This is a genomic window from Ensifer sp. NPDC090286 (assembly GCF_044769565.1).
In the GTDB taxonomy this organism is placed as follows: domain Bacteria; phylum Pseudomonadota; class Alphaproteobacteria; order Rhizobiales; family Rhizobiaceae; genus Ensifer.
In genome coordinates, this window is the sequence record NZ_JBIVYF010000014.1 from 1 (window position 1) to 16,987 (window position 16,987).

A 16,987-nucleotide genomic window follows, 5' to 3' on the forward strand; every position below is an offset into this window, starting at 1 on the left:
CGGTAGCTGGGGTTATTGCTAGCCTTCGGACACCGGCGCGGCATAATCCGGAACCCGGCATAATGGATGTTATGCCGATATCGGCATAACACCCATTGGACGATGAAGGAGACCCGGCTTGACCGAGACCTCGGCCGGGAACAGTGGGGCGATGTAGGATACGCCAAGGAAGAACTGGTTGCCGAACTTGGCAGCGTCTTCCTCTCCGCGGACCTTGGCATTGCAATCGAGCCGCGCGAGGATCACGCCGCCTATATCGCCTCGTGGCTGAAAGTGCTGAAGAACGACAAGCGTGCCGTGTTTCAGATGGCCGCTCACGCCGAACGCGCTGTGACGTTTCTGCATGGACTGCAGCCCGCATCCGACAGTGCGACCGCCCATGCAGGCGAGGCCACCGTGGCGTAGACTGGGGACCACCGGCAGGTCTTTAGATGGTGCCGGATCTGCGGTTTAGCGGATCCGGCATGCAGGGTTTTATCGGCGGCCGCCCCGCACGCGGGGCGGCAAGACCCGGAACTCTGGTCTACCCGTGCGAGCCCACGCTCCTCGGCCGATAGCCGCGGTTACGCTTTCGTCGCGCCAGTTCAAGGAACAGGCGGATGGCCTCCTCCTCCTTCGAGAACTGATGAGCCGCCGATCGCCCGCGAGCGCCAATGCGTCCCCATCGCCGCGTCAGGCAAACGCCACCGAACAAAGTGCTTTCGATTTCGATCGAATAGAACCGGGCCATATTGCGGCTCGCGTCTCTGCGCTCGATATAGAGGCGATAGGGCTGGGTGATCATGCGCAAAGAATCGCGTGTTCCAGCGCGACCGTCCAACGACAGTTTTGAATCGATCCGGCTTCATCGATTCATTTTCGTGATGAACGGGTTTCGGTGGCGCTCAACATCCTTGGGCCATTTCTTCTGTCGGCGGCGTGGCGTCGCCCCTAGCGCGGTGCGTCTTTCCGCCTCAGCAGATGAGCGCTGATCGCATCGCACTTTGACGCCGATGCGGCAAGAGAGGACACCGAGGCCTTGACGCTGGACCCGTTGCGGGCCTTAAAACCTTCGTACTTCTTGAGCGCATCCAGACGATCGGCATCTGAGACCGGCCCAACCGGTTCGCCGTCGATGTCATGGCGCATGGAACCCGGCCGTGCGACCGCGATCTGGTAGCTGCGCGCGTGCACGTAGGTTGCCATCGCTTCGCGCAAGGCTGAGACGCTGATGTCGGGTTTAAGGAGAGGGCGGATATCATTCCAAAGCCCGAGCGCAAACGGCCGGATCGGATCGCCGAGCTCAGCCGGAAGAATGGCAATGGGGCGGAGGAGAAGGGCGTTGATCGCCTCGGACTTCGCGACCTCCCGTTCCCGCGCCAGAACCAGGCTTGAACTCCCCCGAGGAGATTTGATCGTCGGTTGTTTCTGACCCATCGCAATCCGTCCAATCCAAAAATGCCATCGGTCAGGACAGGTCACGCACATCCAAGCCGACGACATCCCTTCAATCACAGAGCATCGAGTGCATCTAGTGCGTGTGGGCTGAGACTTGAAGTGGTGCAATCTCGCTATTGCGTTCGGGTGAACAGGCCGTCGAACTCCTTGTCATCGAAGTACCGGATCTTTGCGACGACGGCTGGCGACTGCCCTTGGCGCAGCAGGATCATCTTCTTTCCCGACAGCCGCAGGATCTCGTCAGCGTTGATGAGATCCCGTGCCGCAATGTGCTCGGCGCTCGAGGTTTCGCCCTTGCTCCAGGAGCGGGTGGTGTAGCTGACGTCGGCCTTGCCGATCGTGCGGGCAATCAGCTCGGCCGTCTCGATGTCGTTGACGCCGAAGACCTGAAGGACCGCAGCGTTCGACAGGAAAGTTCCGGCGCGGCGGCCATAGGTGGCACGGAGCTGATGCACATCCTGCAGGATCGGCCAGAGCTGGACACCATAGCCGGCCATCAGACCCATGGCGCGCTCGACCGGAGCAAGGTGTCCGAGTGCAGCGAATTCGTCGAGAAGAAAGAGAACCGGACGGGCAGGGGTGGTGCGGTCCCGCGCCATCGCGGAGAGGCTTTGCGCGACGATCAGCCGGAGCCAGCGCGCATAAGTCGAGAGCCGGTCGGGCGGCAGAACGAGAAAGACGGTTGTGCTTCGATGCTTCAGGTCGGCGAAAGCAAAGTCCGAACGGCTGAGCACCGCCGTCATGCGCGAACTGTCGAGGAAATGGGTATGGCGCTGCGCCGCCGACAGCACGCCGGCGGCCTCGCGATCCGATTTGCCGAAATGACGATTGGCCGTGCGGGCAATCAGGCCATTGCCCTCATCCATCTCCTGCATGCGTGCCATCAGCGTTAGGAAGCGTTCCGGCGCCAAAGTCAGATATTCGCGCAATGTCCCGAGGTGGCGGCGGCCTGGAGATTCCGCGACAACGATCTTCAGGATCAGACCGGCGATCAGCGCTTTGGCTTCCTCGTTCCAGTGTGCTTCGCCGCCAGTCCCAGGCTCGTCATAGACAAGTGCGTCGGCAAGCGTGCTTGCGTCCTCAGTGACATCGAGACCCTCAGGATCGAGCGCGTCGAGCGGATTGTAGGCCGATGATTGCTGACCGGTTGCTTCAAAGGGATCGAGAACATGGACCGGCCCGAACCGCGCGCGTGCCTGGCCGGCGATCTCCGCGTTCTCGCCTTTCGGATCGATGCAGATGATCGAACGATCGGCGGTCAGAAGGTTCGGGATAACTGTGCCCACGCCTTTGCCAGTTCGCGTCGGCGCCATCGTCAGAAGGTGGGCTGGCCCATCATAACGCAAGAGGTCCCCTGTCGCCGGATCGCGCCCGATCAGCAGACCGTCATCGCCGGCGGCAAGCTCTTTCAGTTCGCGGTCGTTGGCCCAGCGCGCCGATCCGAACACAGAGGTCGCGATAGCTGGAGAGACGAAGGCGGCGATGAAGCCGAGCACGCCGAGCGCGATCGGAAGGTGTTTTGCGATCACGGTGACGACCTCGTTGGCCAGGCCGTACTCGACGCCGGCGATCAGGTGGATGAGAAAGTTTGCAAGCAGGATCAGCGCCGAAAGCGCCAGGCCAATGAGCACGGAGACGATCGCAAAGAATGGCGCCTTGACCAGCGGCTTCAAGACAGAGGCGATCGTCATTCTGCGGCCCTAATATCCGCCCCGATGTCAGCCCCGGCCTCTGCTGAGTTCAGAATGTCGTCGAACAGCGCCCTGTCGCCATCGCGCACGAGAAAGCCGGGCAATTCTCGTTGCAGCCAGTCTTTCAGTCGCCGGGTAAACTCAGGATCGTTGGATTGCTCGAGCCGGTGCAGCACGAGGGCGCCAAGCAGGATTTTGCGGCGGGTATCCTGGGCGCGCTCCTGTTTTCCGAGCCTGGCCTTCAGCGTCTTCTTGCGCTCTTCCAGTTCGGCGAGGCGCTGTGAGATCGACTTGCGTGCCATGAGATTCTCCTGATGCTTGTGGTATCCGAGAGTTTCTGCCATTGCGCGTTGTGGCCGGAAGTTAATCGCCGGTGCGGAATGCACAACCCGGAATTGTTATGGGGAGAGTTCATCTTGCATGATCCCGGACTGAGAGAGCGGAGCGAAGGAAGTCAAAAAGGGCGCACTTACGAGTTGCTGTGCAGCTCAGTTCTTGGTATGGTTGTGCGACTTTGGAGAGTGTCGTTTGGCCATCTACCATTGCAGCATGAAACCGATCGCCAGAAGCGGTGGCCGCAGTGCGGTTGCCGCCATCGCCTATCGCACGGCGACGAAGATGCTGAACGAGCGCGACGGCATCGTGCACGACTTCACGAACAAGCGGGGCGTCGAGCATTCCGAGATCGTGCTTCCGGATGGCGTCGAGGCTGCCTGGGCGCTCGATCGTTCGACGCTCTGGAACGCGGTCGAGAAAGCCGAGAACCGCAAGGATGCGCGCGTCGCCCGTGAGTTCGAAGTGGCGCTGCCGCATGAGATGACTGCAGTCGATCGGCGGGCGCTGACGCGTGACTTTGCGCGTGACCTCGCCAACCGCTACGGTGCCGCTGTCGACTTCTCCATCCATCTACCACAGGGCGAAAGCGACATCCGGAATTTCCACGCGCATGTGGTGATGACGACGCGGGTGGTGACGGAACAGGGGCTCGGCGAAAAGACGCTGATCGAGCGCGAGAACAAGTGGCTGTTGAACCATGATCAGCCGACCTCGCACATGCAGCTACGCGAGATCCGAGAGCTTTGGGAACATCACACTAACCGGCATCTGGCGCGGCTCGGTCTGGATATTCGCGTCGACCATCGCTCGCATCTGGAGCGCGGTCTTGAGATCGAGCCGACCGAGCATATGGGCGTGCATGCGTCGCAGATGGACCGGCGTGGGCTGGACGTGTCGCGCGAGCGGATCGATCAGAAGGCAGCGCGAAAAAATGCCGAGTTGATCCGCAGACAACCGGAGCAGGTGCTTGCGATTATCACCGGGGAAAAGAGCGTGTTTGATCGTCATGATGTCGCGCGAGCACTGCATCGCTACATCGACGAACCCGACCGGTTTCGCAATGCCTTTGCCGCGGTCATGGCGTCGCCGGCGCTCGTGGAGCTGAAACCAGAAAGCGCTACGGAGCTGGCGCGGTACTCGACACGGCAAATGATCGATATCGAGCATGCGATGGCCTTAAGCGCAGACCGCATGGCTCAGCGTTCCAGTCACTCCGTCCACCGTTCTTACGTCGATCGGGCCTTGGACATTCAGGACCAAGCCATTCGAGGAAGCGCTTCTTCTGCGTCACCTAAGTCGGCCAGCGGAACTGATCAGCGTCCGGTTGATCGCGACGTGAAGACAACGCGCGTGGGTCTCAGCGATGAGCAGCGCGCGGCGGTGCGCCACATCACCGGGCCTGGGCAGATCGCGAACGTGATTGGGTTTGCCGGAGCCGGAAAATCCACGATGCTGGCTGCGGCGCGTCAGGCCTGGGAGATGCAGGGCTACCGTGTTCATGGTGCGGCTCTTGCGGGCAAGGCGGCCGAGGGACTGGAGGAATCCTCAGGGATCGCGGCGCGCACTTTGGCCTCCTGGGAATACGGCTGGCAGAATGAGAAAGGGCTGCTTGGAAAGGGCGACATCCTCGTCATCGATGAGGCTGGCATGGTTGCAAGTCGACAGCTTGCGAGGTTCGTCAAAGAGGCTGAAGTGAGAGGCGCCAAGCTCGTGCTCGTCGGCGATCACGAGCAGCTGCAGGCAATCGGCGCAGGGTCTCCCTTCCGGGCGATCTCCGAGCGGATCGGAGCGGTCGAGCTCTCCGAGATCCGCCGTCAGAAAGAAGGCTGGCAGCGCGAGGCGTCTGTTGCCTTTGCGACGCATCGCACGGAGGAGGGACTGGCCGTCTATGCCCAGCGTGGGGCGGTTCACTTCCGCGATGATCGCGACGAGGCTCGAGCAGCTTTGGTGTCTGACTATCTCGCCGACAGCGAGGCACGAGCAGCGGGGTCACGCGTCGCACTCGCGCATCGTCGCGTCGACGTCCGGGCGATCAATGCCGACATCCGGTTCGGCCTTCAGGAGCGTGGGCGGTTGGCGCGTCGTGACCAAGAGGATGCGGCCCTTGGGCGGCAACGCGTCTACCGCACCAATGATGGCGATCGGTCCTTCGCCCGCGGCGACCGCATCGTTCTTCTCGAAAACAACCGCGATCTCGGCGTGAAGAACGGCATGCTTGGAACCGTTGAGGCCGTCGAGCCGGACGCACTACATATACGTCTCGACGGCAGTGCTGGCGCAAACAAAAGCGGCCGCACAGTTTCAATACCGGTCAACAGTTACCAATCCTTTGATCACGGATACGCGACGACAATCCATAAGTCGCAAGGAGCAAGCGTCGATCGCGCCTTTGTCATGGCCTCCACTACCATGGACCGGCATCTGGCCTATGTCGTAATGACCCGCCATCGCGACGATGTGCGGCTCTATGTCGGCCGGGATGAGATGAAGGACATGAAAGCGCTTGGCGCCAGCATGGGACGCTCAGGCGCGAAGGAAACGACGCTCGACTACACAAGCGTCTTCGCCGCGCGCAGAGGGCTTGGTGAGGGTTTCGGCATCCAGAGTGAGATCGCCATCGCGGTTGCAGCAGGGGGCGTCAGACCCGGGCCTGCTCGCGCGATGCAAACGGGATTTGTGGCAGGAGAGGCAGGGCACGCGAGCGTCAACCCGCTCATCCCTTCAATCGCGACCTATGCACGCAGCATCGAGGACATCGCGCGCGAAAAGGCAAGACCAGATTTCGATCGCGCCATGGAAACGGTGCGATCCGTTGGTCAACAAATCTATGTTGACCCTGACGGTGCTGCGGCGAAAATCGGACAGGCTATTGTCAAAGCTGGAGCGGACGGGTCGACGCTTGCAACCTCCGTGACTGAGCATCCGGAATGGTTCGGGGAACTGCGCGGCAAAGCCGGTTTCTTCGGTGACAACAAAGAGCGCAAAGCTGCTCAGCTCCACTCCAAGGCACTCGGGCTCCATGTCGCATCGGCGGCCAACACCTGGACGCGCCGGCTTGAGGCCGAACGCCAATCAGAAACCTGGCAGCGCCAGAACAGGGACGTGGTCGTAGTTCCCGGAATGACCGGGCGCAGCGAGGACATCTTGAAGCAGTTCGATGCCTTGCCTCAGGCCGAAAAACCGCGGTTTCTAACAGAGCTCTCCGGGACGCCAGAAGGGCGGCAGGTACTAGAAGAAGCCAAAACCATCGCCCGCGCTCTTGAGCAGCGTTTGGGCAGCGCGGATCCGAGGAGTTTCAAGAAGGAGCTCGATCGGCTGGGTTTGAAAGATCCCGCCGTGATCGAGCGCATTAAAGACGTCGCCCGTCTGGTTGATAGGACACACCGGGCGGAGTTGAGCCGGAGCTACGAACTGACCCGCGGGCTGAAGAGGGGGCTCGGTTTGGGCATGTGAGGTTGCCGCGGAAACTGCCGCGCGGAGATTGCCGGCAGGCAGACTGGATCGGAGTTGCAGTTCGCCGCGGGAAGCCATCCGCGGCAAGCATCAACACGCTCATCCGCCTGCGGAAATACATCCAAGGGACGCATGAGAGGTTGTCATGAAAACCGCCATCATATTCGACTGCGAATTTCTCTGCCGTGAAGACTCGCAGCGCCGGTTTTGGTGTGGGGCCCATGACCCGGACCCGGTCATCGCGCAGATTGGCGCTGTCCGATTAGCGCTCGAGGGCGATTTTGCCCTCCTAGGTAGCTATAAGGCGTACGTTCGACCTATCGACCGATTTGGCAGAAGATATTCTCTCGACCCGTTTTTCACCAGGCTGACGGGCATCACGGAAACGAATATCGAGGAACAGGGCGTGTCTTTGGAGGACGCCCTTGCGAACTTTGAGAGCTTTTCGGGAGGTGCTCCGTGCTGGTCGTGGGGCAAGGACGAACTCAACATGGTCGCGATCAGTTGTTACATCGCAGGCATTCAGCCACCGATCCCGGCCAATCGATTTTACAATGCTGTCAAACTGCTTGCGGCTGCAGGCATGCCGATGGAGGACTTGGTCAAGACACCGAGCAACAAGCTCGCTGACTACTATCAGGTGGAACACCCGCCGTTGCATGGCCACGACGCGCTCGATGACGCCCTTTCCCTTGCATATACCCTGCAACACCTGATGAAAGCCGGAATATTGCGGTCGGAGGCATTCGAACTTGCCGCACCAATCTACAGGAAGGAGATGTTTCAGTGCCTCGATACGTATCGCTGATCGAAGCGTCGGCAATGCTGGCAGAAGCCAATCGAGTTCTCGTTATCGGTTCCTCTGGAGGCGATAAGACAACATTTCCCGGAAAATCGCGGCTTCATATGGCTTAGAATTTCGGTCCCTCGATCGCCGCCCTCTTGGTCCGGGCCTGTGACGTTGTGGGGCGTGGCGGTTGAAGTTGCCGGATGCCGGAAAACACAACGGCCCGGCGATCTTTCGATCCCGAGCCGTTTTTCATCCTTGGGAGGATAAGGCGCCCCTCGGGGCGCTTGAATTTGTTAGCCGCGGCGTGTGTCCGGGAAGTTCGCGGGGTCGATGCCCAGCGTGCGCAGGTCGCTTGCCTTCGGACGGCGGTGACCTTCGACAGCGGCGGCGGCAGCGCTAGCAGCGCCGAGAACTGCGAATGCACGACCGATGAAACCCTTGTGATAAGTTGTAGTGGCCATCTTCTTGCTCGCTTTCGTTTTCTCTTTGATGAGCAAAAGATGGGGTTTGGCCAGTCTTTTTGCAATGCACAATCGGACACGCCAGCCATGCAAAGGAAGCAGGCCCGGTCGGTTTTCAAACCGGCCGGGCCTGCGGATAGGCCTTGGGAGGAGGCGCTAATTCGATCAGGTCCGGAACGGTTTCCGGACCTGATTGTTACTGGGGCTTAGTCTTCGTTGGCGGCGAGCTGCGAAAGGACTTCGCCGCGGCCACGGGCCCGAAGGATCAGCGGTACGATCAGTGCGGCAGCCGCGATGATCAGGAGGCCGGCGGCGATCGGCGAGGTGAACAGCACCGAGATGTCACCCTGGCTGATCGCGAGGGCACGACGGAGCTGCTGCTCGGCCAGCGGCCCAAGGATCAGACCGACGACGACAGGAGCGATCGGATAGCCGAAGACGCGCATCGCGTAGCCAAGCAGGCCGAAGGCGAGCAGCATGCCTAGTTCGTAGACCGACGGGTTGGCGCCGATGGTGCCGAGCGTCGCGAACAAGAGGATGCCGGCATAAAGCCAGGGCTTCGGGATCGTCAGCAGCTTCACCCAGAGCCCGATCAGCGGCAGGTTCAGGACCAGCAGCATGAAATTGGCGATGAGCAGGCTGGCGATCAGGCCCCAGACGAGTTGCGGGTTGGTCGCAAACAACAGCGGGCCGGGTTGAAGGCCATATTGCTGGAAGCCGGCGAGCATGATCGCAGCCGTTGCCGTCGTCGGAAGGCCGAGCGTCAGCAGCGGTACGAGCGTGCCGGCGGCCGAGGCGTTGTTGGCCGCTTCCGGACCGGCAACACCTTCGATTGCGCCATTGCCGAACTCTTCGGGATGTTTTGCCAGCTTCTTTTCGGCCGCATAGGACAGGAAGGTGCCGATCTCGGCGCCGCCGGCCGGCATCGCGCCGATCGGGAAGCCGATGAACGTGCCGCGAAGCCAAGGCTTCCACGAACGCGCCCAATCGAGCTTGCTCATCCAGACCGAGCCACGCACGGCCTCGACCTTGTCTGGTCCCTTTTCGCCTTGCGCGGCGATAAACAGCGTCTCGCCGATCGCGAACATGGCAACGGCAAGGGTGGTGACCTCGATGCCGTCGAGCAGTTCGGGAACGCCGAAGGAGAGGCGCGCCTGGCCGGTCAGCTGGTCGATGCCGACGACGGACAGCGCGAGGCCGACGAAGAGGGCCGTCAGGCCGCGAAGCGTGCTGTCGCCGAATGCCGAGGATACGGTGACGAAGGCAAGGACCATCAGCGCGAAGTACTCGCGCGGACCGAAGACCAGGGCCAGCTTGACGATGTAGGGTGCGATGAAGGCGAGGCCCAGCGTCGCGATCAGGCCGGCAACGAACGAGCCGATGGCGGCGGTGGCAAGGGCCGGTCCACCGCGTCCGGCGCGCGCCATTTTGTTGCCTTCGAGCGCGGTGACGATCGAGGCACTTTCGCCCGGTGTGTTGAGCAGGATCGAGGTGGTCGAGCCGCCATACATGCCGCCATAATAGATGCCGGCGAACATGATCAGCGATCCGGCGGGATCGAGCTGATAGGTAACGGGCAGAAGAAGTGCCACGGTCAGCGCCGGGCCGATGCCGGGAAGAACGCCGACGGCGGTCCCGAGCGTCACGCCGATCAGGGCGTAGAGCAGGTTCATCGGCTGGGCAGCAACCCACAATCCCTGGATCAGGAAGTCAAAAGTAGCCATGGTCGACGGCCCTCTTAGAAGAACAGGTGTTCAAGCGGCCCTGCGGGCAGCGACAACTGCAGAAGCTTGGCGAAAATCACCCACACGACGAAACAGAGCGCGATGCCGACTGGCAGGGAGAACCAGAGCTTGCGCTTGCCAAAGCCGCGCGCGGTGAGCGCAAAGAGAATGCCGGTGGCGATCGAGAAGCCTGCGACCTTCAGGAGCAGCATCTGTGCTGCAAGGCCCGCCACGATCCAGATGACCGGTGCGACTTCCTGACGCTCGCGCTCTGGAAAATCGTTGCGAAACGCAGCGAAGATCGTCCAGACAGCGAGGGCTGCAAGACAGCAGGCAATCGCATAGGGGACCGTCGTCGGTCCGACCTGGGAGTAACCGGCAGCGCCCGTCAGGCGCGACACGTCCCAGAAGATTAGGCCAGCGATAGCGGCGAGAACCGCCGCGATGAAGAGCGCCGCCCGATCCGGGCGACGCGTTGAAGTTGAAGGGTTATGCCCCGTGGTCATTTCACCAGTCCAATGTCCTTGAGAACACCTTCGGTGGCCGCAACATCCTTGTCGAGCTGGGCGCTGAAGGCGTCACCGGCGAGGTAGCTGTCCTGCCAGCCCTTGGTCTTCAGCACTTCCTGCCAGCCAGCGGACTTCGCAAGCTTCTCGATGTCGGCGGAGACGGCTGCCTTCTGCTCGTCGGAGAGGCCCGGAGCTGCTGCGACCATGCGCCAGTTTTCGACGACCACGTCGAGACCGGACTCCTTCAGCGTCGGGGCATCGATGCCGGCGACACGCTCGGGACCGGACACGGCGAGCAGGCGAAGCGTGCCGGCCTTGACCTGCGATTCGAATTCGCCGTAGCCCGAAATGCCAGCCGTTACCTGGCTGCCGAGGATTGCGGCCAGTGCTTCACCGCCGCCCGAATAGGCGATGTAGTTGATCTTGGTCGGGTCGACGCCGGCCGCCTTGGCGATCAGGCCAACGGCGATGTGGTCGGTACCGCCGGCCGAACCGCCAGCCCAGGAAACCGCGCCCGGATCCTTCTTCAGGGCTTCGACGAGGTCGCCCATCGTCTTGATGTCGGACGAAGCCGGAACGACGATTGCTTCGTATTCACCGGTGAGGCGCGCGATCGGGGTGACGTCCTTGAGGGTGACCGGCGACTTGTTGGTGAGGATCGCGCCGACCATGACGTAGCCGCCGACGATCAGGGCGTTGGCGTTGCCCTTCTGCTGGCTGGCGAACTGGGCAAGGCCGATCGTGCCGCCGGCGCCCGGTACGTTCTGGACCTGAACGTTGCCGGAAATGCCTTCCTGCTGCAGCACTGTCTGAAGCGAACGGGCCGTCTGGTCCCAGCCGCCGCCCGGGTTTGCCGGAGCGATGATCGTGTAGTCAGCGGCAACCGCCGGGAGCGACATGGCGCCGGCGAGAATCGTTGCGAGGAAAATATGTTTCAAGGTCAGTCCTCCGTGAGGCGCGTTTTCACCGCGCACGTTGTTGCTGTGTGCGAACGGGAAGACAGCGACGAGCTCTTTCGACCCTTATCGCTTGACCGGATTGGTGGCTTCCTCCCAGTGCGCAACCGGCGGCCCGCCTCCACGGGTGCCAGTGACCTTAAGGCACCATAGAAAGCTGACATTTAGCTGACATCAAGTCCCGAATGCGAAAATCCTGCCGCACCGTTTACGGAATTTTAGGCTCTCGCATGCGCTGACGGGCGATGTTGCCGGTCCTAGGCACCCCAAATGAGCAAGCCCGCAGCCGAATTTCGCGACGGAGCCTCGAATCGCTACTCGGATATTGCCGCCAGGCGGGGCGAGCCTAGGTATGAGGAGGCGACGCCGACAAAGTGACGACAGGTTTGCGCCGGCGCGCCTGACGGCGAGTTCCGGCAAGGATGACGGGAGAGTAAATTCGATGGCGAAAGCGACGACAAAGGCGAAGAACAACGATGTGGCGGAAGATGCCGTTTCCGCCTCCAGTCAGATCGATGCGAGGATCGCGGAACTTGGCGACTGGCGCGGAGCGACGCTCGCGCAGATCCGCAAGCTGATCAAGGAAGCCGATCCTGACGTGGTCGAGGAATGGAAATGGCGGGGTGTTCCGGTCTGGGAACATGCCGGCATCATCTGCACTGGCGAGACTTACAAGGCGGTGGTGAAGATGACCTTTGCCAAGGGGGCAGCGCTTGAGGATCCGGCCGGACTTTTCAACTCCAGCCTGGAAGGCAATACCCGACGCGCCATCGACATCCAGGAAGGCGAGGCGATCGACGAAGACGCTTTGAAGGCATTGGTTCTGGCTGCCGTTGAACTGAACCTCTCCACGCAGGCCTCACGGTCCGGGCGCCCGCGGAAGAAGGTTTAAGGCCGAAGGCTGGAGCGTTTCCGGCTTGGCCAGAGGTGTCGCGCTTCCGTCCACTGCGGTCAATGAAGCCTCAGAACCTCGTTCCATTTGGCAATCAGCCGTGAGCGCTTCACCTGATCGAGATAGACCATCAGGCCCGGGCTTACCGGGACCGGGCGCAACTGGCCGCCAAGCATCTCCTGCATGGTGTTGGCGGTGTTTTCGCCGGCGACCTCGGGGCTGACGGCCGGGATCTGCAGTTCCCGCGCCATGATCGTCTGGCCTTCCTTGGACATGAAGAATTCGAGGTAGCGCCGGCCGAGGTCGGGGGAGGCCGCGGCCTGCGGCACGAGGCCGATACGCGACATCACCACGGTGTAGTCCTTTGGCAGGACGATGCCGACATCCGGATGCCGTGCCGCCCAGTCGGCGGCATAGGAGCCGAGGATGTTGTAGCCGAGCACGAAGCGGCCGTCGGCGACGCGCTCGAGGATTGCTTCACTGGTCGAGTAGAGCTTGACGCCGGCCGCACCCATGGCCTGGATGACATCCCAGATATCGCCGAACTGTTCCTGGTCGCGCGACATGAAGAGGAAGCCGACGCCGGACCGCTCGATGTCATAGGTTCCGATCCTGCCGAAGACGGCCGCCCCCTGGCGCTTCAGGTAATCGACGAATTCCGCGCGCGTCGACGGCGGTTCTTCCTTGGTGAAGCTCGGCTTGTGGTAGACGAAGACGGCAGGCTCGAAGGTCAGCGCATAAGCGGTGTTGCGCCAGTTGGCCCAGGCCGGCCAGCGGTCGCTCATCGGCAGGTCGCTGCGCTGGGCGTAACCGTCGTTGCTGAGCTTGACTTGCAGGTCCATGGCGGAAGAAAAGGCGAAGTCCGCCGTCTTCATTCCGGCGTCGGTCTCCTTGATGATGCGGTCGTAGATTTCTCCGGTCAGCATGTCTTCATAGCGCACGGCAACGTCCGGATTGGCCCGCTGGAAACCGATGATCATCGGCTTTGCAAGCGGCTCGTCGAGCGATGAATAGACGACCAGCGTGCGCACGTCCGCTTTGCCGGAAAGGGCTGGGAATATGATGGGAGCCGCAAGGAGCAGCTGGGGACAAAGGGCGAAAAAAAGAAAAGAAATCAAGAACCGCATGAATCCACAATGCCTCAGTGTCGTACCGTTCACAAGCAAGGCATCGACGGATAAGGTGGTCGGGGGAGTGATGATAATTGCGTATCTTGCTTGTTGAGGACAACCAGGACCTGGCCGAGGGCCTGTCGGCGATCTTGCGCGGCAGCGGCTATGCCGTCGATGTCGTCAGTGACGGTGCGTCGGCGCATGCGGTGGCCGCCACCGAAACGTTCGACCTTGTCATTCTCGATCTCAATCTGCCGGAGATGGATGGCCTGGATGTGCTAAGGGCGATGCGCGCCCGCCAGAACCGCGCGGCGGTCTTGATTCTGACGGCGAGGGGCGCACCTGAAGAGCGGATCAAGGGGCTCGACCTCGGCGCCGACGACTACATGATCAAGCCCTTCGACGTCGGCGAACTCGAAGCGCGCGTGCGTGTGCTCTTGCGTCGGCAGGCGGGGCTTAGGGCCTCGACCGTCAGCTACGGCAATGTGTCGCTCGATCTCAACACGCGCAGCTTCTCGTCCGGCGGCGCGCCGATCGAGATCCCGGCGCGCGAACTCGGCCTTCTAGAGCTTCTGTTCATGCGTGCCGGCAAGGTGGTCGCCAAGGATGCGATCATGCAGTCGCTGACCGGCTTTGACGATGATCTGAGCCCGAATGCGATCGAGCAATATGTCAGCCGGCTGCGCAAGCGCCTTGCGCCGCATGGGCTGACCGTGCGCACCGCCCGGGGCATTGGCTACTATCTCGACAAGGCGGCCGGGCCGGAATGAGGGCGACTGTCTACTCCCTTCGCCGGCGCCTGCTTGGCTGGTTGTTGATCTCGACGGTGGTCATCGGGGTCATCGCACTGATGGATACCTATCGGGAGGCAGTGACGACCGCCAACGTCGTTTCCGACCGGGTGCTTGCCGGCTCGGCGCTGGCAATCGCCGAGCGCGTGGTCGTCGCGGAAGACGGGTCGCTCGAAGTCGATATCCCCTATGTTGCCCTGGAGATGCTGACGTCGGCTGCGCAGGACCGCGTGTTCTACCGGGTCGACGGGCCGCCCGGCCAGTTCATCACCGGCTACCAGACATTGCCGTCGCTGGCGGAGGAACCGGGAGCGTCGACCACCTTTGCGGATTCGATCTTCCGCGGCGAACCGATCCGCATCGCCGCCCTTCGTCGCTCCGCCTCAACAGGCATCAATTCCGTGCCCTTCGTGGTCACGGTCGCCGAAACGACGATCGCGCGCCGACATCTGGCGCAGACGATCCTGGTGCGATCGGCGCTTCGCCTCGGGATGATGATTGCGGGTGCGGCCGTTATCGTCTGGACCGCGGTTACGTTTTCCTTGCGGCCGCTCTACAGGCTGGGTGACGCGATCTCGGAGCGCAGTCCAGACGATCTGCATCCGATCGGCGAGCGGGTTCCGAACGAGGTCCAGGGCCTCGTCGATACGGTCAATTCCTTCATGGGGCGCCTGCAGTCGGCGCTCGATGCGCTTCGCAACTTTACCGGCAATGCCAGCCACCAGTTGCGTACGCCGCTGGCCATCATCCGCACGCAGCTCGCGCTTGCGCAACGCGCGGGCTCGATCGAGGAAACGCGAAGTGCTGTGAAAAAGGCCGACGAGGCGGTTGCCAATGCCGAGCGCGTCCTGGGGCAGTTACTGCTGATGGCGAAGATCGATGCTGCCGGCAAGGACGAGACACGTTCGCTGGAGCGCGTCGATCTCATCGAGCTCGTGCGGGAGATAACGGCCGAACACGTGCCGGCGGCTGGAGACGCGGATATCGATCTCGGCTTTGACGGTGAGGGTGAGGCTTTCATCCGCGCCGAGCCGTTGCTGATTGGTGAGCTGCTCAAGAACCTGATCGGCAATGCGTTGCTTTATGCCGGCCGCGGCGCGGAGGTGACGAGCCGCGTCTTTGTGCGGGACGGTTCGGTGTCGCTGGAGGTAGAGGACAACGGACCGGGTATACGGCTGGAATTGCGCGAGACGGTGCTCAGGCGTTTCGAGCGCGGCGGCAGTGATGCGCCAGGCTCCGGGCTCGGCCTGCCGATCGTAGAAGAGATTGCCGAGCTTTACGGCGCGACGACAAGCCTGAGCGAAGGGGCCGACGGCCGCGGTCTCAAGGTGACCATTCGCTTTCCGGAGGGCTAAGCACGAATGGGCTCTATCCGGCGCCGCCACATGCGGGCCGGTTGAGCGAAAGCCATCTGCGAGCGGTCAGGCGACACGCTCAGATGGTTCAGGCAGTTCTCGTTTTTTGGGTCTTGCTTAGCGGCCGCGGTGGCCGAAGAAGGAAGCTGTCTCGCGGGTCTGTACCCGCAGCATCGCGTTCCAAAGCTGAAGAACGAAACGCGGCTGAAACTGGCTCGCAAGCTTGCGCTGCGACAACATGGGAAGTCTCCAATAGTTTTGAACATCTGGCATATAGTGCATCGCCGGGGATTTTGCCAGAGCGCGTGCGCTGGGGCAGCCCTGCGCGCCAGGCATATGTGGAAAACGCCTTGAACCTACCGATATAGCTTCTGGCCAAAATAAAATGCCGGGATGACTTTCGTCATCCCGGCCAGTTGGCTTCACTGGGAGGAGGGTATTGCTTTTGGGTGTCAGGCCTTCTTGCGGTTCTTCTGTCGATAGACGTCGATGACGACGGCGGCGACGATGATCAGGCCCTTGACGATTTCCTGGTAGTAGGCGTCGACCCGGAGGAAGGTGAAGCCCGAGGTCATGACGCCAAGGATGATGGTGCCGATGACCGTGCCGGTGACCCGGCCAACGCCACCCGTCAGCGAGGTGCCGCCGATGACGGTCGCGGCGATCGCGTCCAGTTCGTACATGACACCCATGCCGGCCTGTGCCGTTTGGGCACGGGCAGCCGTGACGACACCGGCGAGGCCCGCCAGCATGCCGGCAATCGCATAGACCTTGATCAGATGCGCCTCGACGTTGATGCCGGAGACGCGGGCCGCCTGGACGTTGGCGCCGATCGCATAGGTGAACTTGCCGTAGCGGGTGTAGCGCAGTGCTATGTGGAAGATGATCGCGACGACGAGGAAGACGATGACGGGCCAGATGCCGGTGCCAATGAAGTTGAACTGCTCGGTTAGGCCCGAGACCGGTTGGCCCTTGGTGTACCACTTGGAGATGCCGCGTGCAGAGACCATCATGCCGAGCGTGGCGATGAAGGGTGGGATCTTGGTGCGGGCGATCAGCTGACCGTTGATAAAGCCGGCGAGCAGGCCGATGCCGACGCCAAGGCCGATCGGGACGATCGCTGGCATGTCGGTGAGCGACGGATAGAGTGCGCGCGGCCAGGTGGAGGCCTGCGCGACGCTGGCCGAGATCATCGCCGTCATGCCGACGACGGAGCCGGAGGAAAGATCGATGCCGCCCGTTATGATGACCTGGGTGACGCCGACGGCGATGATGCCGATCACGGACACCTGCAGGATCATGATCGTCAGGCGCTGCGGGTTCATCAGGAAGCTCTGGCCGACGAAGATCCAGCCGAGGATCTCATAAACCAGCGCGATGCCGATCAGCACCAGGAAGATGTTGAATTCGGGGGGCAGGCGGCGCTTTGCGCCGGCAAGCTGCGTGCTTGCTCCCTGTGCGGCGATGTTGGTGTCCATTT

16 protein-coding genes and 1 pseudogene are annotated in these 16,987 nt (G+C 61.9%); 6 read left to right on the forward strand and 11 right to left on the reverse strand.

All coding sequences use genetic code 11. The features are described from left to right. Nucleotides 1-90: 90 nt before the first annotated feature. Nucleotides 91-405, forward strand: a pseudogene (locus ACIQUG_RS34205) (zincin-like metallopeptidase domain-containing protein); the annotation flags it as partial. 118 nt (nucleotides 406-523) lie between these two features. On the opposite strand, the gene ACIQUG_RS34210 reads toward ACIQUG_RS34205, so the two are convergent. The 4 genes from ACIQUG_RS34210 to ACIQUG_RS34225 all read right to left on the reverse strand — a co-directional run bounded on the left by ACIQUG_RS34210 (nucleotide 524) and on the right by ACIQUG_RS34225 (nucleotide 3,430). Then, nucleotides 524-784 (reverse strand): WGR domain-containing protein, encoded by a 261-nt coding sequence (locus tag ACIQUG_RS34210; RefSeq protein ID WP_402326839.1) that lies wholly within the window; start codon nucleotides 782-784, stop codon nucleotides 524-526. 146 nt (nucleotides 785-930) lie between these two features. Next, entirely contained in the window at nucleotides 931-1,416 is a 486-nt protein-coding gene (locus ACIQUG_RS34215; RefSeq protein WP_402326840.1) for a ProQ/FINO family protein, read from the reverse strand. Between the two features lie 134 nt (nucleotides 1,417-1,550). Further along, nucleotides 1,551-3,128, reverse strand: a complete 1,578-nt coding sequence (locus ACIQUG_RS34220) for a type IV secretory system conjugative DNA transfer family protein (RefSeq protein WP_402326841.1) — start codon at nucleotides 3,126-3,128, stop codon at nucleotides 1,551-1,553. Next, the gene (locus tag ACIQUG_RS34225) at nucleotides 3,125-3,430 is read right to left on the reverse strand and encodes a mobilization protein (protein WP_402326842.1); all 306 of its coding nucleotides are present in this window, start codon (nucleotides 3,428-3,430) and stop codon (nucleotides 3,125-3,127) included. The genes ACIQUG_RS34220 and ACIQUG_RS34225 overlap by 4 nt, the downstream gene beginning before the upstream one ends. Before the next feature lie 226 nt (nucleotides 3,431-3,656). Between ACIQUG_RS34225 and traA the strand changes: the two genes are divergently transcribed. Both traA and ACIQUG_RS34235 read left to right on the forward strand, forming a co-directional pair. Further along, nucleotides 3,657-6,917, forward strand: a complete 3,261-nt coding sequence (traA, locus tag ACIQUG_RS34230; RefSeq protein WP_402326843.1) for a Ti-type conjugative transfer relaxase TraA — start codon at nucleotides 3,657-3,659, stop codon at nucleotides 6,915-6,917. Nucleotides 6,918-7,062: 145 nt separating this feature from the next. Next, nucleotides 7,063-7,725 (forward strand): 3'-5' exonuclease, encoded by a 663-nt coding sequence (locus ACIQUG_RS34235; RefSeq protein ID WP_402326844.1) that lies wholly within the window; start codon nucleotides 7,063-7,065, stop codon nucleotides 7,723-7,725. 275 nt (nucleotides 7,726-8,000) lie between these two features. On the opposite strand, the gene ACIQUG_RS34240 is transcribed toward ACIQUG_RS34235, so the two are convergent. From ACIQUG_RS34240 to ACIQUG_RS34255, 4 genes are all read right to left on the reverse strand, one after another. Beyond that, nucleotides 8,001-8,168 (reverse strand): hypothetical protein, encoded by a 168-nt coding sequence (locus ACIQUG_RS34240; RefSeq protein WP_089045897.1) that lies wholly within the window; start codon nucleotides 8,166-8,168, stop codon nucleotides 8,001-8,003. A gap of 206 nt (nucleotides 8,169-8,374) precedes the next feature. Further along, entirely contained in the window at nucleotides 8,375-9,892 is a 1,518-nt protein-coding gene (locus ACIQUG_RS34245; protein ID WP_043616223.1) for a tripartite tricarboxylate transporter permease, read from the reverse strand. 14 nt (nucleotides 9,893-9,906) lie between these two features. Next, nucleotides 9,907-10,398 carry a tripartite tricarboxylate transporter TctB family protein gene (locus ACIQUG_RS34250; RefSeq protein WP_043616220.1) on the reverse strand — a complete coding sequence of 164 codons (492 nt, stop codon included), beginning with the start codon at nucleotides 10,396-10,398 and terminating at the stop codon, nucleotides 9,907-9,909. Continuing rightward, the gene (locus ACIQUG_RS34255; RefSeq protein WP_043616217.1) at nucleotides 10,395-11,339 is read right to left on the reverse strand and encodes a tripartite tricarboxylate transporter substrate binding protein; all 945 of its coding nucleotides are present in this window, start codon (nucleotides 11,337-11,339) and stop codon (nucleotides 10,395-10,397) included. The genes ACIQUG_RS34250 and ACIQUG_RS34255 overlap by 4 nt, the downstream gene beginning before the upstream one ends. Nucleotides 11,340-11,799: 460 nt before the next feature. On the opposite strand from ACIQUG_RS34255, the gene ACIQUG_RS34260 reads away from it, so the two are divergent. After that, entirely contained in the window at nucleotides 11,800-12,249 is a 450-nt protein-coding gene (locus tag ACIQUG_RS34260) for a DUF1801 domain-containing protein (RefSeq protein ID WP_402326846.1), read from the forward strand. A 59-nt stretch (nucleotides 12,250-12,308) separates the two neighbouring features. On the opposite strand, the gene ACIQUG_RS34265 is transcribed toward ACIQUG_RS34260, so the two are convergent. Further along, nucleotides 12,309-13,376, reverse strand: coding sequence for an ABC transporter substrate-binding protein (locus ACIQUG_RS34265; RefSeq protein WP_402326847.1), 1,068 nt, complete (start codon nucleotides 13,374-13,376; stop codon nucleotides 12,309-12,311). 77 nt (nucleotides 13,377-13,453) lie between these two features. On the opposite strand from ACIQUG_RS34265, the gene ACIQUG_RS34270 reads away from it, so the two are divergent. Next, entirely contained in the window at nucleotides 13,454-14,131 is a 678-nt protein-coding gene (locus ACIQUG_RS34270; RefSeq protein ID WP_043616209.1) for a response regulator transcription factor, read from the forward strand. Beyond that, a complete protein-coding gene (locus ACIQUG_RS34275) occupies nucleotides 14,128-15,507 on the forward strand; it encodes a sensor histidine kinase (protein WP_402326849.1) in 1,380 nt (459 codons plus the stop codon). Before ACIQUG_RS34270 ends, ACIQUG_RS34275 begins: the two co-directional genes overlap by 4 nt. 117 nt (nucleotides 15,508-15,624) lie before the next feature. Here ACIQUG_RS34275 and ACIQUG_RS34280 read toward each other — a convergent pair whose 3' ends face one another. Next, nucleotides 15,625-15,747: a hypothetical protein gene (locus ACIQUG_RS34280; RefSeq protein WP_255381084.1), complete on the reverse strand. Its 123-nt coding sequence runs from the start codon at nucleotides 15,745-15,747 to the stop codon at nucleotides 15,625-15,627. A 212-nt stretch (nucleotides 15,748-15,959) separates the two neighbouring features. Next, nucleotides 15,960-16,985 (reverse strand): ABC transporter permease, encoded by a 1,026-nt coding sequence (locus ACIQUG_RS34285; protein WP_402326851.1) that lies wholly within the window; start codon nucleotides 16,983-16,985, stop codon nucleotides 15,960-15,962. Nucleotides 16,986-16,987 lie beyond the last annotated feature (2 nt).

Excerpts from the sequence above, each read along its gene's own strand:
- ACIQUG_RS34210 (WP_402326839.1), bottom strand. The coding sequence starts at position 784 with ATGATCACCCAGCCCTATCGCCTCTATATCGAGCGCAGAGACGCGAGC.
- ACIQUG_RS34215 (WP_402326840.1), bottom strand. The coding sequence starts at position 1,416 with ATGGGTCAGAAACAACCGACGATCAAATCTCCTCGGGGGAGTTCAAGC.
- ACIQUG_RS34220 (WP_402326841.1), bottom strand. The coding sequence starts at position 3,128 with ATGACGATCGCCTCTGTCTTGAAGCCGCTGGTCAAGGCGCCATTCTTT.
- ACIQUG_RS34225 (WP_402326842.1), bottom strand. The coding sequence starts at position 3,430 with ATGGCACGCAAGTCGATCTCACAGCGCCTCGCCGAACTGGAAGAGCGC.
- ACIQUG_RS34235 (WP_402326844.1), top strand. The coding sequence starts at position 7,063 with ATGAAAACCGCCATCATATTCGACTGCGAATTTCTCTGCCGTGAAGAC.
- ACIQUG_RS34240 (WP_089045897.1), bottom strand. The coding sequence starts at position 8,168 with ATGGCCACTACAACTTATCACAAGGGTTTCATCGGTCGTGCATTCGCA.
- ACIQUG_RS34245 (WP_043616223.1), bottom strand. The coding sequence starts at position 9,892 with ATGGCTACTTTTGACTTCCTGATCCAGGGATTGTGGGTTGCTGCCCAG.
- ACIQUG_RS34250 (WP_043616220.1), bottom strand. The coding sequence starts at position 10,398 with ATGACCACGGGGCATAACCCTTCAACTTCAACGCGTCGCCCGGATCGG.
- ACIQUG_RS34260 (WP_402326846.1), top strand. The coding sequence starts at position 11,800 with ATGGCGAAAGCGACGACAAAGGCGAAGAACAACGATGTGGCGGAAGAT.
- ACIQUG_RS34265 (WP_402326847.1), bottom strand. The coding sequence starts at position 13,376 with ATGCGGTTCTTGATTTCTTTTCTTTTTTTCGCCCTTTGTCCCCAGCTG.
- ACIQUG_RS34275 (WP_402326849.1), top strand. The coding sequence starts at position 14,128 with ATGAGGGCGACTGTCTACTCCCTTCGCCGGCGCCTGCTTGGCTGGTTG.
- ACIQUG_RS34280 (WP_255381084.1), bottom strand. The coding sequence starts at position 15,747 with ATGTTGTCGCAGCGCAAGCTTGCGAGCCAGTTTCAGCCGCGTTTCGTT.
- ACIQUG_RS34285 (WP_402326851.1), bottom strand. The coding sequence starts at position 16,985 with ATGGACACCAACATCGCCGCACAGGGAGCAAGCACGCAGCTTGCCGGC.